The organism is Vibrio sp. SCSIO 43086, from assembly GCF_051132235.1.
Lineage (GTDB): Bacteria > Pseudomonadota > Gammaproteobacteria > Enterobacterales > Vibrionaceae > Vibrio > Vibrio diabolicus.
The window spans coordinates 1,239,825-1,255,013 of the sequence record NZ_CP072678.1; the positions used below are offsets into that span (position 1 = coordinate 1,239,825).

At 46.3% G+C, this 15,189-nt stretch carries 11 protein-coding genes; 6 read left to right on the forward strand and 5 right to left on the reverse strand.

Features of this window, described 5'->3' with window-relative positions:
• Positions 1 to 17 precede the first annotated feature (17 nt).
• From J8Z23_RS21775 to fecE, 3 genes are read left to right on the forward strand one after another with little or no spacing between them, the layout of a single operon-like run.
• A complete protein-coding gene (locus J8Z23_RS21775; RefSeq protein ID WP_434635843.1) occupies positions 18 to 977 on the forward strand; it encodes a FecCD family ABC transporter permease in 960 nt (319 codons plus the stop codon).
• Positions 974 to 1,945, forward strand: a complete 972-nt coding sequence (locus J8Z23_RS21780; RefSeq protein WP_150917453.1) for a FecCD family ABC transporter permease — start codon at positions 974 to 976, stop codon at positions 1,943 to 1,945. The genes J8Z23_RS21775 and J8Z23_RS21780 overlap by 4 nt, the downstream gene beginning before the upstream one ends.
• A gap of 2 nt (positions 1,946 to 1,947) precedes the next feature.
• Positions 1,948 to 2,712 (forward strand): Fe(3+) dicitrate ABC transporter ATP-binding protein FecE, encoded by a 765-nt coding sequence (gene fecE, locus J8Z23_RS21785; RefSeq protein ID WP_025443091.1) that lies wholly within the window; start codon positions 1,948 to 1,950, stop codon positions 2,710 to 2,712.
• A 118-nt stretch (positions 2,713 to 2,830) separates the two neighbouring features.
• Here the strand turns inward: fecE and J8Z23_RS21790 are convergent, their stop codons facing one another.
• Positions 2,831 to 4,717: a methyl-accepting chemotaxis protein gene (locus J8Z23_RS21790; protein ID WP_053808230.1), complete on the reverse strand. Its 1,887-nt coding sequence runs from the start codon at positions 4,715 to 4,717 to the stop codon at positions 2,831 to 2,833.
• A 364-nt stretch (positions 4,718 to 5,081) separates the two neighbouring features.
• On the opposite strand from J8Z23_RS21790, the gene J8Z23_RS21795 reads away from it, so the two are divergent.
• Positions 5,082 to 7,832, forward strand: a complete 2,751-nt coding sequence (locus J8Z23_RS21795; protein ID WP_434635379.1) for a M16 family metallopeptidase — start codon at positions 5,082 to 5,084, stop codon at positions 7,830 to 7,832.
• Between the two features lie 88 nt (positions 7,833 to 7,920).
• On the opposite strand, the gene J8Z23_RS21800 is transcribed toward J8Z23_RS21795, so the two are convergent.
• Both J8Z23_RS21800 and J8Z23_RS21805 read right to left on the reverse strand, forming a co-directional pair.
• Positions 7,921 to 8,373, reverse strand: coding sequence for a bactofilin family protein (locus J8Z23_RS21800; protein WP_074190324.1), 453 nt, complete (start codon positions 8,371 to 8,373; stop codon positions 7,921 to 7,923).
• A complete protein-coding gene (locus J8Z23_RS21805; protein ID WP_005395595.1) occupies positions 8,277 to 9,230 on the reverse strand; it encodes a M23 family metallopeptidase in 954 nt (317 codons plus the stop codon). Before J8Z23_RS21805 ends, J8Z23_RS21800 begins: the two co-directional genes overlap by 97 nt.
• Positions 9,231 to 9,658: 428 nt before the next feature.
• Between J8Z23_RS21805 and J8Z23_RS21810 the strand changes: the two genes are divergently transcribed.
• Positions 9,659 to 11,413, forward strand: coding sequence for a hypothetical protein (locus J8Z23_RS21810; RefSeq protein ID WP_434635380.1), 1,755 nt, complete (start codon positions 9,659 to 9,661; stop codon positions 11,411 to 11,413).
• Positions 11,414 to 11,503: 90 nt separating this feature from the next.
• Here the strand turns inward: J8Z23_RS21810 and J8Z23_RS21815 are convergent, their stop codons facing one another.
• On the reverse strand, positions 11,504 to 13,750 hold the full coding sequence (locus J8Z23_RS21815; protein ID WP_434635381.1) for a CehA/McbA family metallohydrolase: 2,247 nt from the start codon (positions 13,748 to 13,750) through the stop codon (positions 11,504 to 11,506).
• Positions 13,751 to 14,256: 506 nt separating this feature from the next.
• Here J8Z23_RS21815 and J8Z23_RS21820 point away from each other — a divergent pair.
• Entirely contained in the window at positions 14,257 to 14,466 is a 210-nt protein-coding gene (locus tag J8Z23_RS21820; protein ID WP_434635382.1) for a DUF3955 domain-containing protein, read from the forward strand.
• A 16-nt stretch (positions 14,467 to 14,482) separates the two neighbouring features.
• On the opposite strand, the gene J8Z23_RS21825 is transcribed toward J8Z23_RS21820, so the two are convergent.
• A complete protein-coding gene (locus tag J8Z23_RS21825) occupies positions 14,483 to 15,127 on the reverse strand; it encodes an START domain-containing protein (protein WP_174856113.1) in 645 nt (214 codons plus the stop codon).
• Positions 15,128 to 15,189: the final 62 nt, after the last annotated feature.

Genomic DNA, 15,189 nt, shown 5'->3' on the forward strand with positions numbered 1-15,189 from the left:
GCTTGTTTGTCTGTGCTATGGCGTTGTGTACGCTGTCAGGCTATGCAGCCTCAATGATTGGCTGGTCCAACTTTTCTTTGAGCGTTAATGATCTGACAAGCTATTGGTTTGCGTTTGATGAGGGCAATATGCTGCATCAAATCCTCGCGACGCTGCGTGCGCCTCGTGCCCATGCTGGGTTATTGATTGGTGCTTCGCTTGCGGTATCCGGAGTGCTGATGCAAGGATTAACTCGTAACCCTTTGGCGTCGCCATCCATTCTCGGCATTAATGCCGGTGCGGCGTGTTTTATGGCCTTGGCGTCCATCGGCGTACCATTCTTTAGTCAATTGAACCCAATCATCAACGCAGTACTCGGCGCGCTACTAAGTGGTGGTGCGGTCATGTTGTTGGGCGGTTTTTTCTCCGCGCGTTCTCACCCATTGCGTTTAGTGCTAGCGGGCATTGCCATCAGTGCACTGCTGATAGGGTTAACTCGTGCGTCGGTAATTTTGGCGGATGACATGGCTTACAGCGTGTTGCATTGGTTAACGGGTTCACTCTCTGCGGTAGATTCTGAGCAGTGGCAGCAACTGTGGCCTTTTGCGACTTTAGGTTTGGTGCTCGCCATGGGCTTAGCGCGAAACTTAAATTTACTCGCGTTGGGGGACGAAGTTGCTGTTGGGCTAGGTGGTAACATTCGTCTTACGCGATTTATCAGTGGTTTAGCGGTTATGCTGTTGGCAGGAACTAGCGTAGCGATTGCTGGGCCAATTGGCTTTGTCGGGTTGTTAGTGCCGCACTTGGTACGCCCGATTGTTGGTCACAACTATCACATTCTCATTCCGGTTTCCGCCTTGTGTGGCGCGGCATTGGTGACGTGGTCAGATGTTTTATCACGAGCGATTGCCTTTCCGGCTGAAACGCCAGTGGGCGTGATTACCGCGCTGTTGGGCACACCTTGCTTTATCGCGATTGCAATGAGGAAATCATCATGATGAATCAAACCAAACTGTTTGCATTAGTTGGATTGTTGCTGATTGCGGCTTCTCTCACGCTGTTTGTTGGCGCGGCGAACATGTCGGCTCAACAGGTTTTTGCATTACTGTTTTCTTTCTCTGGCTCGGACTTTGTGATTCACCAATATCGATTACCGAGAATGTTGCTCGCCATTGGCGTGGGCGCTGGGTTGGGGCTGTCAGGCGTTTTAGTTCAAGGCGTCATCCGTAATCCACTTGCCTCACCAGATTTAATGGGGATAAGCGCCGGAGCAGGACTGGCGGCTACCGCTTGTTTGGTGCTGTATCCGAATGCGCCAGTGGCAATGTTGCCGATGGTCGCCATGGCGGGAGGCTTGCTTGCTGCTGGCTTTATTGCTGTGCTGGCTTACTGGTCGAAACCAACACCAGCACGTTTGGCGCTGATTGGTGTTGCTGTCAGCGCATTTTTAGCCAGCGGTATCGATTTTCTTCTGATTGTGCACCCTATCGAAATCAACACGGCGATGGTATGGCTAACCGGCAGTTTGTGGGGACGAAACTGGCAACAAGTGCCGTTTATTTGGAGTGCTCTATTGCTGCTACTGCCATTGGCGTTTTGGTTGGCATGGAGGTTAGATGTGATGGGACTGGGAGAAGAAAGCGCCACTACACTTGGCACGAAACCAAGACAGATCCAAATTCTTGCGTTGATTGCTGCCGTGCTATTGGCGAGCATCAGTGTGTCTGTGGCAGGCACGATCAGCTTTGTTGGCCTGCTTGCACCGCATCTTGCGCGTTTGCTGTTTGGTCACAACCACAAGTTATTGATTCCTGCTTCTGCAACCCTTGGCGCGCTGTTGGTGATTTGCGCCGATGGTCTAGCGAGAGGCTTACAGCCACCAATTGAGTTGCCAGCGGGTGTGCTGACTTCTGTTATTGGCGCACCATATTTCATTTTTCTTTTGTATCGTTATCGAGGTTGGTAAGCATGTTACGAACGCAGAATTTATCCGTCGCGTACGGCAAACAGACCATCATTCCGGATCTCTCTTTGTCGATTCCTCAAGGTAAAATTACCGCGCTTGTTGGCCCAAATGGTTGCGGTAAGTCGACACTATTAAAAACCTTGGTACGCATCAATAAACCAGCTTCTGGCGAAGTGTTGTATGACGATAAACCGCTAAGCAACTACGGCGATAAACGCTTGGCGCGTTCGTTGTCTTTGCTGCCGCAAATTCTTGTCAGCCCTGAAGGTATTACCGTCAGAAAACTGGTCGAATATGGCCGCTCGCCTTACCTCTCTCATTGGGGCAGGTTAAGTCAACAAGACAAAGCCTTAGTCGAGCAAGCAATGCAAGATACTGGCGTGATAGAGTTTGCTGACAAGCCAGTTGAATCTTTGTCTGGCGGTCAAAGGCAAAGGGCGTGGATTGCGATGGTAATGGCGCAAGATACCGACGTAGTGATGCTTGATGAGCCAACCACTTACTTGGATCTCTCTCACCAAGTTGAGCTGATGAAACTCATGAGGCAGATGAACGACAAAGGCAAAACAGTGGTCGTAGTGCTGCACGATCTAAACCAAGCGTGCCGTTACTGCGATCATTTGGTGGTGTTGGAAAAAGGTCAGTTAGTCACGCAGGGAACACCGCAAGAGGTACTGACAGAAAGCATGTTGGCATCGGTGTTTGATTTACAAGCGAGAGTATTTAACGATCCAATCTCAGGCACGCCGATGTGTGTGGCGGTGTAGGTCTTACGTCTTTCGAAAGCTATCTGCAATAAAAGCGTCGAGCCATAAAAATAAACCCCGCTAGTTATACATTTGCTAGCGGGGTTTGTTGTTTTTAAGTGCGTTCCTAGCGTGGCGTTTAAGCCAGTTTAAACGTCGCTACTTTCGAGTTGAGATCCTCGGCTTGTGATTTCAGCTCAGCAGATTGATTCATCGATTCTTCGGCACCAACCACCAAGTGATCAGTCACATCTTTAATTGACGTGACGTTTTGTGTGATTTCATTGGTTACGTGCGTTTGCTCTTCGGCTGCGGTCGCGATTTGCGTTGCCATATCGCTGATCAATGCAACGGCCGCGTTGATTTCATCCAGAGCCAGTGCTGCGCGATCGGCATCTTCCACTGATCCTTGGGCAAGTTGAGAGCTTGTATCCATGATGGTCACAGCGCGTTGTGTGGTCTGTTGCAAAGTCTCGATCGTCGAGCGAATCTCTTCGGTTGAGGTGTGTGTGCGTTGTGATAGCACGCGAACCTCGTCTGCAACAACGGCAAAACCGCGACCTTGCTCACCGGCGCGTGCCGCTTCAATCGCCGCATTCAGAGCCAGTAAGTTGGTTTGCTCTGCGATGTCTCGAATCGTTGATAGTACTGTAGAGATGTCTTGCGCGTGCTGGTTGAGCTCGCCGATGACAACGCTCGCTTGGTTGACTTCAGAAGACAAATTGTTGATGGACGATTTGGAGTTGATCACCAGTTCATGACCATTTTGTGTGCTCGCTGAAGAGTCTTGTGCGGCTTTGGCCGTCTGCTCTGCATGCGCTGCAATCTCTTGCGTTGCCGATGCCATTTCAGTCACAGCGGTCGCCACCATAGTGATTTCTTGTTGCTGATGGTTCAGATCGGAAACCGATTGATTCGCGCGAGTCGTGCTCAGCTCCGATTGTTGGCTCAGTTCTTCCGCTTGGTGACGAATGTGGCCAATAAGTTGCTGCAAACTTTCAACGAACTGGTTGAAATTTTCAGCCAGTTCACCAACTTCGTCACGGTTTTCTACTTTGATGCGTTGAGTCAGATCGCCGCTACCGTTGGCGATTTGCGCAAGCGCATTCGAAACGTTGTAGAGTGGACGGAACAATATGTTACATAGCAGGTTAAACAAAGCCACACAGATAACGACGACGATAGTGGTTGCGATGATTTGATCCCAAACAGCATCGTAAAGTGGGGCAACCAACGAGTTTTGATCTAACACTGTGACCGTTGTGAGTTTGGTGCCCTCAATATGGCGTGCGTAAACCACATATTCGGTGTTGTTAATCGAGACGCGACGCTCTGTGCCGGAACGTGCGGCAGAGGTAATATCGCTGTTGTTTAGGCCCAGCTTGCTAACAGGTTGATTCAGCAGCTTACCGTCGTTATGGGTGAAAATATTGCCCTGTTCATTGGCAATAAACATATAGCCTTCACCCGGCAGGATCACTTGGTTGAGGCTGTTTAAAATATCTCCAATTTCGACATCTGCACCCAGAACGACGGTTTGACCATGTAGTTGCAGGGCTTTACCGAGCGACACGACGTTGGCCCCCGTGGCCGCTGCGACGGTTGGGTTATCCATAAAGACTTTCGATGGATTGGCAATGGCGTTGGTGTACCAACCCCATTTACGAGGGTCATTATTACCTGGTGGTAAAACCACCCCATTAGCGTTGTCTTGTGAGCCGTCTGGGTAAGCGAGAAAGACGTTATCGAACGCGCCAGAGTCTCGGACTTGTTTCAAGTGCGTAACTAGAGAACGCTTTTCTGAATCGGAAGAGAGTGACGTCAGTGCTCGCTCTTTTGAGAGTAACCAGTCCTTTACGTATTGATTGTAAGATGCGCTGGTGCTTTCTAGTCGTTGCGCGACTTCGACATCCAGTCTGTTTAATGAATCTCGAAAAGACAGCCCTTCTACCAGCACTCCCCCGAGAATGATGGCCGCACTGGCAGAGATCGCCAGTTTGTTTTTTAATGATAGATTTTTGAACATAAAGCGAATAATAGATCTTTGAATAATAGTTGTTGTGTTTTTATTCTCATCAGGACTCACCGAGCCGTTGAATATGCAGCAGAAAGTCAGATTCGAATCTGTTCAATAATTATATTTTATTGCTCAAAATAAATACTGACTCCATGTCGCGATTTTGAGTTTTACATCAAATAAGAAAAAGGCTTTTAAGCTGTGTTATTTATCTATTTGTAAAGTAAGGATTTGTCTATTTTTGTAAATGATAATTGATTTCATTAAAAGGTGATTTACGTCACGTTTGAGTAGTAAATAATCCATTAAAAATGTGAAGGTCATCGAACGAGGATTATATTGATCGGCTTAATCATTGTTATGGGCAATAGTTATGCGCAGTATATTGTTAGTCCCCGCGTTATTACTGTCAGGGTGTGCTCTGACACAACAATCGACGCCGATTCAGCCTGACGCCAATTGGCATGTCGACCAGTTATCGAACGGTATGAAATACCATCTTTACCCAACAAAAGACCAAGAAGTATCGGTCCGTTTGGTTCTGAATGTCGGCTCATTCCAAGAAGAAACCAATCAAAAAGGTTACGCTCACTTTGTTGAGCACATGGCGTTTAATGGCAGCACGCATTTTACCGGCAACGACGTTGTTAAACTTTTCGAGCAATCTGGTGGTAGCTTTGGTGCCGATATCAACGCCTTTACCACTTATCAGCAAACTTCTTACCAACTTGATCTTGCCAATAATACAAAGCTGGAAGATGCCCTGAAGTGGATGAGAGATATCGGAAACGGACTTCAGTTTGCTCCTGAACAAGTAGAGAAAGAAAAAGGGGTGATCCTTGGTGAATGGCGACGTGCTAACCCGGATGATAAGTCCTTTTCTATGCATGCTTATCAAGCGTCGATTGAAGGCACTATGTATGGTGAACACGACCCAATTGGTACTCGCGAAGCGATTCAAAATGCCTCATCAAGCAAGCTAAAAGCGTTTTACGACAAGTGGTACCAACCACAAAATGCCGAGTTGGTTGTGACCGGTAATATCGACGTGGATTCACTGTCCAATATTATCAAAAACAAATTCTCGAACTGGGAAAGCACCTCGGATACCGTAATAGAGAAGCGCCGCGATATTCGAGTGAATAACCAAAACCGAATCTTGCCAAGTAACACGATGGAATCACCAAGCCTTCATTTAGTGATTGAGCGTGGTCTAAGTGGCAGCACTACGATTGAACAACAGCATCAAGTGTGGCGTGATGAAGTCGCAACTCAGCTAATTCAACAACGTCTGATTCGTGTACTTAATGATGCCGCTGAACCTTTTCAGTATGCTTATGCCCAGCCTTACTATTCCAACTACCAGCGCATGATGTCGGCAGGTATTTCGTTTGGGCCTGAGCGTCGTGAACAAATGCATCAAACTTTCATCAGCACGTTGGCGTCACTGAGAGATTATGGTGCGACCCAATCTGAGTTAGAGAGCATCATGTCAAATTGGCAAGGTGAGCTCGCAAATATTGATTCAGACTGGGACCAACGTAAGCCAAACAGTTATGCAGAAGCGCGCGTTTTCCAAATTGACCAAGGCAGTGTGAGTCAATCAAAAGAGAGTTACGCCCAGAGTTTGTCTGAATTCATCAACAACGAGAATCTAGAGAGCATTAACACGCAATTGAATGCCTTGCTGTCTGAGCAACCAATCTCTGTTATTGGGTTGGGGAAAAGTGAAACGTCAGCTCAGTTCAATGATGTATTTACCGATCTATACAGTGCCTACCTCCAAACTGGCGAAAAACCGTTAGAGATGTATGACAAAGTGGATGGATTCTTACAGCCTACTCAAGAAGGTACCATCACCAGCATGCGTCAGGAAGCGGGTGGCTTTCAAGTTTATACGCTATCAAACGGTGTCGAAGTGTGGTTCCAAAAAGATGCCAAAGCGGGTGGTCGAGCTTATATTTACTATGCGAGCCAAGGTGGTAAAGCCGCCGTTGATCCAGCGTTATATGCTGCGTATGAAATCGCTGCAACGACGGCGATACGCAGTGGGTTAGGGGCATTTTCTGGTTCAGAGTTAGACAGTTACTTACGCAAAAATAACATTGCGCTTAGCGCGATTCTTGATGCGACCAGTCACGGTTCACAAATTACCGCGCCAACAACGCATTTAACTTACGCGTTGAATGGACTATACAATCTAGCGACGGAGATTAAAGTCGACGAGCGCCAGATGGCGGCAGCGAAGCAAGAGTTTAAGCAGCAGAGCGGTGCTTTTTTTGAATCACCGATGGGAAAACTGATTCAAAAAGCAAACGGCAATTCTTATTTGCCGGGTAGTCGTCATCGTATAGTGTCCAGTGATGATGTTGAACAAGTGACTTCCGAGCAGATACTAGCGGTGCATGAGCAACTTTTCAAAACCAACGATGGTTTTAAGATGGTCATTGTGGCCAATGTCGAGCCGGAAGAAATTACGCCACTCTTGCGTAAGTATGTGGCCTCCATCGAGATGCAACCGAGTCGTTCGATTGATTACCATGTTGCGTTCAACACCGACGTGCCGGCGCGAACAGTCGTTGCGGATGGTCATGAACCTTCATCCTTGTATGTAATGCGTTTGACTAACACGAACGATTACCAACGTACGGCAAGGGATACGGTTATCGAAGATATTTTGCAACGTATCAGTAATGCGCGTGTCTTGGATATTGTGCGAGAAGAGTCTAGTCTCGATTACAGCCCAAATATTTACACCGTGACGCAAGATCGCGAACCAATCTCTGATTGGCTCTTGGAATCTCAAGTTGAGCCCGAAGACGTGGCAGTTTTAGATAGCAAGTTAGGCAAAATGTTTGATGACTTGGCTTCGAACATCACGCAAAAAGAGGTGGATACGGCAGCGAAGCAATTGGCGGTAGCGATGCAAGGATTAGATGATAACCCTGCTCAGCGCGCATGGTCGTATACTCGCTACTTAGTGCATGATTACGGCGTCGATGTGTTGCTTGACGTTGAGAAAGCGGCTAAGAGTGTGACGTTAGACGAAGTGAAAGCGCATGCGAAAGCGGCTTTTGGTCCGCAAGCAAAGCGCTCGGTGATGATTTTAAACCCGGCCGAATAATCACTGTAGTTTCTGACGAAGCTCGTGTCTCTAGTAATAAAAAAGACGGCGTGAAAGCCGTCTTTTTTATGCACTTTAACCAAAGAGTTTACGCTGATTTACGCGCAGGTCGCTTTTCATTGTTGGTATTGTTTTCTTTCGTGCTGGCGTTTTCTTGAGTCTTCCCTTTCAGTGTCACCACTTCTTTTTCAGGTAATTCGGCCGCCTCACCAAAGAATTTACCACCAGGTTCGATGCTGAGGTTATTACTCCAGATCCTCCCACTTACACGTCCCTTGGCAAGTACTTGAATGTGTTCTGCGTGACAGTTACCATCCATCATGCCATTGATGATCAGTTGTTTAGCGTAGATCTCACCGTTTACTCGGCCGCTTTCTGCAACGACGAGAGTGCCTTCTACATTAATTTGACCATCGACGATGCCATCAATCTGGACATCGTTTTCTACTTTGAGTTCTCCGCTAACAGCACAGCCTTTGGCGATGAGAGTTGAAGCTGCTGAGCTACTCGTTGTTCCACGGTTTTGATTAAAGATTCCCATCGTATTCTTCGCTCCTTAGTAAAAATGTCTTCGAAATCATTGAGGCTCCAATCGACAAATGGCTTCGGATTCAGTGCTCGCCCAACAAAACGCACCTCGTAGTGAAGGTGAGGGCCAGAAGAGAGCCCACTGTTGCCGGAAATTGCAATCAGTTGCCCTTTTTTGACGAACTGACCGCTTTTTACTTTGAACTTTTTCAAGTGCGAATAAGAACTCGAAAAACCGAAAGAATGTTGCAGCCTGAGGAAGTTACCAGAGCCTTTATTGCTGCGGCGGGTGACTTCCACAACCCCATCTGCTGGGGCATAAACCTTAGTACCGGTATTCACGGCAAAATCGAGCCCGCGATGCATCTTAGCGACTTTTGTCACAGGATGAATGCGCTTACCGAAGCGAGAAGAGAGCCGCGCTTTACCGACCGGAGACCCGCTTGGTATTTGGTTTAACAACACCATGCGAACGTTCGACGTAATCGCCGCCGCATCAAGTCGGGCATCCAAATTATCCGTGGTAGTATGTTCTCCAACTCCAAGGACTTTCTCTAACTCTCCCAAACGCTCCGAAACAAGTTGTACTCGCTCTTCTCGCTCTGAGAGATCACTTTCCAGCTCGGATTTTAATGCTTTCAGTGTGCTGAGCTCTTCACCCATAGTGCGCGAATGTTCTGTCAATTCAGCTTGTTTTAACGCGGCATTATCGACGCGAGTGTACAGGTGATGAATTAAGATCGCGGTTGCGGCCAGAGCAATGACAAAAAAGCATAAAAACGTTTTTAGATTGCGTTGCATCCTTTTACTGAAGTACCAATGTCTGGAGCCATTGATGGTTGATATAGAGATCGTCAACTGGTCTTTCATCGTCTTCTACTGCTCGTATCTGGTATACGTCTCGTCACTGAGTTAATGGGAATGTAAGGAAAACGAACGGGGACCGCTAGAGGCAAATTGGAAAGAAGTGTCAGGTCGTGAGGCGTTTTCAGATATTAGATAAAAGACTCAATAAAGATTTAATATCCTAGCGCTTTTGGTCGTAGTTACTCCAAATCGCTTTATTGAACTGAAGATTTTGATTTGTAAGGTGGTTATCCGAGAAATTAGATTGTGAATATTGCCAATAGCATCCTCACGCAATTCAACTTACTTCACGGTTTACCTTATAAATGTTGGATAATTTATCAAACCGACATTCATTATATCGATAACTTGTTTATGATAGCGGTCGATATAAAAGTGCTATTCAAAGGCTTTAAACCTAAGCGTGATCTTTCGCTTAGGAACACATAACTATGACAACGGAGTTGGTCGTGAAAAAACTACTATTGGCTACAGCAGTGGTCGCAGCTGCAGGGGGCGCTGGCTACCTGTACCAAAACAATACTACCCCGAGTGATTCAGTATCACTACTTTCGCAAGTTCCTGCGGATTCGCTCATGGTGACGTATCAGACGGAACCTTTTAATCATTATAAATACATGAATGCATTTGGCACGGCTAACCAAGGCTCGATTGCTGAACTTTTTGCCGATGAACCACTTTCTCCACAGCAACAGTTTGCCGTTAACTTGTTTGATGGATATCTGGAGAGCGCTGCATCGCCAGAAACGTTAAAAGCCTACTTAGGTACCGGAGAAAACATTAATCCTGTGTTGTACACAATCGGTATGGTACCAGTGTACAAATTGAAGATTGAAGATCCTGCCGCGTTATGGAAAACATTGGATCACGAAGAGCAGATGAGCGGTGCTAAGCACGAGCTGGTTAAACTCGGTGAAGTTGAGTTTCGTCGTTACGAGATGACAGATTCGGTTGACCCGCAAGATGGCATTGGCTTGGTTGTTGCCGTGGTTGACAACGTACTTACGTTAACGGTTGATATTCCGCAACTGGGTGTTCAAAACCCGCTTAAAATGGCATTGGGACTTGAGTCACCAAGTCAAAACATTGCGGAGAGTGGACGCCTAGCGGCGTTGCAGGCTAAATACGGCGAAAACAATAACTCTTTCGGTTACTTTGATCACCGTGAATTGGTTAAAGGTTTGACGACGAAAGATGGCAATATCTTTGCGCGTCAAGTCAGTATGCTGGATGCTATTGATCCTGAGCCGACTATTCAGGAGATGCGCTCACCAGCCTGTCATACTGAAATTACTCAAGTTGCAGAAAACTGGCCTCAATCCGTCGCATTTGCGGAATACAAGTTGAAAGGCGAGCAGGCATTCATTAAAGGTGCTTTTGTTGTTGAATCGAAAAATAAAGTGATTCTAGATGCGCTTAAGTCGATTCGTGGCGTTTTGGCAGAATCGAACAATGATAAGAGCTTCTTTAGCATGGCGCTTGGTTTAGACATTAATACGCTAGCGCCATCGATTGGTCAGATTTGGAGCGACTTGACTCAGCCTCAGTACCAATGTTCTTTATTGACACAAATGCAGCAAGAGATGGGTGGCCAAAACCCAGCCGCAGCTGTGAGCATGGGCTCCGGCATGGTTAACGGCCTGAAAGGATTAAGCCTGCAAATGTTTGATATCCACGTTGACACTAATGCTCAGCACGGTGAAGTATTTAGCCAGCTAGATGGTATGTTGTCTCTATCTGCCAATGATCCAATGATGCTGATTCAAACCGCGCAAATGTTTGTCCCTGAACTTGCTCAATTACAAATTCAGCCGGATAACCAGCCAGTTAATGTCAGTGACCTGCTAGAAATGCACACAGGCTTGAAGATGGATGTGTTTGCTCGCTTAAACGAAAACCATTTTACGCTCTACAGTGGTGAGAATGCCGAAGACGCGAGCAAAGAAGTGATGGCACAACCACTTTCTCCAAATGGCTTGTTCAGTTTTGACTTCGATTCAGAACGCATTTTGGAAGTGTTGGAAAGTGCGTCAGCCGTGACTGGTGAGCCGTTACCTGATGATGTTATGAAAAGCTTACAAGGCGAGCTTGTTGGTGGTATGACGATGGATGTAACAGATCAAGGTATTGGTTTTGAGTTTGATTACCGTGGTGCGACCAAACCCGTGACGGTTGCACAGCAGTAAAACATCGAGTAGAAAAAGGCGGCACTGTGCCGCCTTTATTTCATCGTCGAACTCAGGTTTGTTTACCATCGAGTCGGACATTCATCAAGACTATGACTGCAACCAAACAGGGTTACTCCAGGCCGTGCTGCCGTCTTTATCTTCGACTTCTAAACTTATCCATCCCTCTGTGTCGTTAGGTATAGGTAGCGACAGCTCTATGCGTTGAGTATCAACTTTCGGGTTAATCGTCAGGGTATTCAGCACTTTGCCGCCTTTACCGATCAATCGAATTTCTTTTAGACCATCGGCTGCAACGACGTGGATATCCCACGTATCGCCAGCTGTTGCTGTTTCACCAAACATAATGTTTTGCGGATAAAGAATAGGGCCTTGTGTTGCGTAGCCATGGCCGGCTTTAAGTGCTTGCGCAAACTTCGACGGCGTTAGCTCTCCATCGACTCTTGCCATCATTCGAATCTGCCCCGTGAGTTGGTTCCACGCATCGTGGGTGTCGGTTCCCGCTGTAAAGTACATTGCTTCACCCAGGTCCCAGAGTTTATGCGCTTTCTTCAACGTTGATTCATTGTCTACGCGCGCATTAAGCTCCATAAGGTCGAAGCGATCCGTTTTACCACCAGGGACTGCATTTTTAGCGATATTCGTAAAGTAGCCATAATCGTTGTATGGATGGTTCATCGGTACGACTTCAGCCCCCATCTCATGTACGGCGTTGAGTAACGTGTGAACGTCAGCAGTGCCAGGATCGACCTTTAGCTCGGCGCCATTATCGATAGGAAATGGGTTCATATGTCCCCATGATGGCGAAACTTCGATCGACGGGATGAAAGGCACGCCACGTTTCGCAGATAGTTCTGCAAACTTCTGGTGGTTAATGGTTGAGTCATGATCGCTAATGAAAGTCAGATCAAGATCCGTTGCCAATTGAGCACGCACAACAATTTCTGGCGGGGTAACGCCTTCCAACACGTTGCCATGATGGTGTAAATCTGCGCCATACCAATGCTGACGGTTAGGAAACGTCACTTGAGGCACTTCTACTCGTTGCTTCGTCGTTTTACCGGACGTTAGGGTTACGTCTAATGTTTGGGTTTTAGCTGTAAAACCTCCACCAGAGTTGATACCTAATTTGTATTGACCGGGTGCCAGTTTTAGCTCCGCATGACCTGCAGGCAGCAGATCGGTAAAGAAGGTGCGTTTACCCAAAAATTCAACCGGTGGCGCTTGACCTTCAAGGATGGTGATTCTCGCATCTTTGGCCAGACCTGATGTTGCCTCTTCAACTTGAAGTGAGAGAGTTGCTGGGCGTTTTAGAGACGTAAAATCGAGTGTTTGCTCGCTATTTCTCGCCACTTGAATCGATTGCAGCTCGCTGTTTGCGTGACCAGTCGCTGTGCCGTAGATTTGGTACTCACCCTCTGGCAGCGCTATGCTGTACTGGCCATCTTTGGCCAATGTCCAGGCATAGGGTTGTCCTTCTTTTTTGATCATCACGATGGCATCTTCAGGAACACGACCATTATCTGCGCGTAATTGGCCGTTGATGATGCCTGTCGCTTGTCCTAATCGGTCAGCTTCTGCCTTGACAATGGGGGCCATGTCTCCATTTGGAACCACTTGTAATCGGGATTGGAAAGTGCGGCTTTCACCTGCTTTCAAGGTATGCCCTAGGTACATGTCACGACCATTGTATTTGACGCGATCAAAATAAGGAGCATGAAGTGCAAAGGCCCAGTCTCGATCATAAGCGACCATGCGATCGGCGAGGGCATTGTCGGCCATGGATTCTTCTTTCCCTTCCAACCCCGGCACGGCAAATTGGTAGCCAGTGTCTGGCCAAATGGTGTGCCCTGATTCTAACGCGAGATCTTTTTTACCTTGGTTGGTCATGACCGTTTTAAGCGCAATTGAGTCAGATCCAGAAGCGAGCGTATACCACGTTGTGATATCAACGTTATCGAAGTTGCGGCTCACTTTGATGACCGCTTTATTGTCGCTGTCTTCGATAATTTCAATGGACTTGCGATCATTCGGCCATGCGGACCAGCTGTTAGGAATGAAGTCAGCAAAGGCAACACGGTCAAGGTCTACTTTGCCATTCTTTACTGCTGCCAAATCGACCAATGTTCCTCGCGGTACGCCCCATGGTGGTGCGGATTCAACAGCGAGAGCGAAGGCGACATGTTCGTTTTGAACGGTAATGTCTTGAGCGTGTGTAGCTTCGCCATCGGGGATCGTGGTCTTTCCTTGTGTGATACTCACTCCTGCATGCGCTGAAGTTCCAAGCAAAAGGCCAGAGATTAAAGTTGCCACTGCACTTTTTGAAAAATTATGCATGAAGACACTTCCTTTTTTTCATGATTTATTATGTGAGTTGTCGATGGCATTGTGCGTTAACTTGATTAGACGTTCAATTAAAAAGGCGAAAGAGATGAAGAGGTCAACTCGTTGCTATTATTGTTTTACAATTGACTTTTAAGTATTAAGTTTTGATTTTAAAAGTTTTTTTGTTGTTTGGTTTGTTTTTTCGTAGAGTAATAAAAATATTTAGAACACTAATTATTTTGGGAGAGATGTGAACGATTTTTGGCAGCATTGAGCAAACAAAATGATAACAATTACACTGTGTATGTGAGAAAAAAGGTCAAGATAGTTCTGAGAACGCATATAATATTTTGAGTTAAATTTGACTTTTTATTCTTTATGTTTGGATTTTTATCTTATCTCTGGCTAAAAGACCTCTAATAAAGATTGGAGCAAACATAGAGACAATATATTTTTTGAGTGAACTATATACGGTGGCAATATGTCGAAGACATATCAATTGATTGCTTGAGGTTTAGATGGGGTTGATTCGTAAATATAAACTGAGCGTAGTTTTATTTTTGAGCGGTGTGGCATGTTTAATTGTGTACCACGCTCAGGGCTCTTACGTAGATGAAAATGGCTTATTAGTAGAGTCATTTGGGTTTATCCCTTTGTTTTGGCTTTTTTTGGGGTTAGCCTTCGCCTCTTTTGTGGGCACTTTTTTCAAACACCGTAATCGTAATTAAAGAGCAAACGTGAAGTTTACTCCTTTATCTGAGGATGGGAGTATTGCTGATATTTTGGTAACTCTTTTCTTAGATTACTAAATGTTGCTCGTGCACTTTGTTTTGATAGTTTGTTGATTAGCCAGATTGGCAAAAGGCCTCCGGGGTCAGCAAACGCTTTGTAGTCAATGAGTGTCGTGCCATTAGTGAGCTTTTGTAATTCCCAAGTTGCATCAACCGAACGAATGCGAACATAGCCCTTTTGTTCAGCAAGATATGAGTCTGGTGCGCTTTTGATTTTTATCGTGAACCCGAGTTCATCGACCCAATATTTAGAGTAGGTGAGCATATCACGATTTTTTGCAGGCCATGGCGCCGTAAATTGGGTATAAACGATGTTTTCGGTGGCTGATATTTGATTCAAAACCCGGCTATGACTGGCATTGTCAATCCAGTTCGGGATATTATCACTATCTTCCAATAGCGTTAAAAATGCGCCATAGCTGGTGGGTGTGAACATCCGAGCACGAATCTCAACCAAACCGTCGGTATGCTCTCGAGAGTAGATAGTGATTCCGTTATCGTCACTATCAAATTGCCAGTACTCGTTGGCTTTCGCGGCGGTGCCAGCGGATATAAAAGTGGCGAGTAGTAGCGCGCCAATTCGTAAATGCAACATCATGTTAGTACCCGCCAACTTATCCTTAGTTAAAGCTTATACGATGTGTTCTTAATTATAAGGAC

Coding starts and splice junctions, on each gene's coding strand:
- J8Z23_RS21775 (WP_434635843.1), top strand. CDS start 18: ATGGCGTTGTGTACGCTGTCAGGCTATGCAGCCTCAATGATTGGCTGG.
- J8Z23_RS21780 (WP_150917453.1), top strand. CDS start 974: ATGATGAATCAAACCAAACTGTTTGCATTAGTTGGATTGTTGCTGATT.
- fecE (WP_025443091.1), top strand. CDS start 1,948: ATGTTACGAACGCAGAATTTATCCGTCGCGTACGGCAAACAGACCATC.
- J8Z23_RS21790 (WP_053808230.1), bottom strand. CDS start 4,717: ATGTTCAAAAATCTATCATTAAAAAACAAACTGGCGATCTCTGCCAGT.
- J8Z23_RS21795 (WP_434635379.1), top strand. CDS start 5,082: ATGCGCAGTATATTGTTAGTCCCCGCGTTATTACTGTCAGGGTGTGCT.
- J8Z23_RS21800 (WP_074190324.1), bottom strand. CDS start 8,373: ATGGGAATCTTTAATCAAAACCGTGGAACAACGAGTAGCTCAGCAGCT.
- J8Z23_RS21805 (WP_005395595.1), bottom strand. CDS start 9,230: ATGAAAGACCAGTTGACGATCTCTATATCAACCATCAATGGCTCCAGA.
- J8Z23_RS21810 (WP_434635380.1), top strand. CDS start 9,659: ATGACAACGGAGTTGGTCGTGAAAAAACTACTATTGGCTACAGCAGTG.
- J8Z23_RS21815 (WP_434635381.1), bottom strand. CDS start 13,750: ATGCATAATTTTTCAAAAAGTGCAGTGGCAACTTTAATCTCTGGCCTT.
- J8Z23_RS21820 (WP_434635382.1), top strand. CDS start 14,257: ATGGGGTTGATTCGTAAATATAAACTGAGCGTAGTTTTATTTTTGAGC.
- J8Z23_RS21825 (WP_174856113.1), bottom strand. CDS start 15,127: ATGATGTTGCATTTACGAATTGGCGCGCTACTACTCGCCACTTTTATA.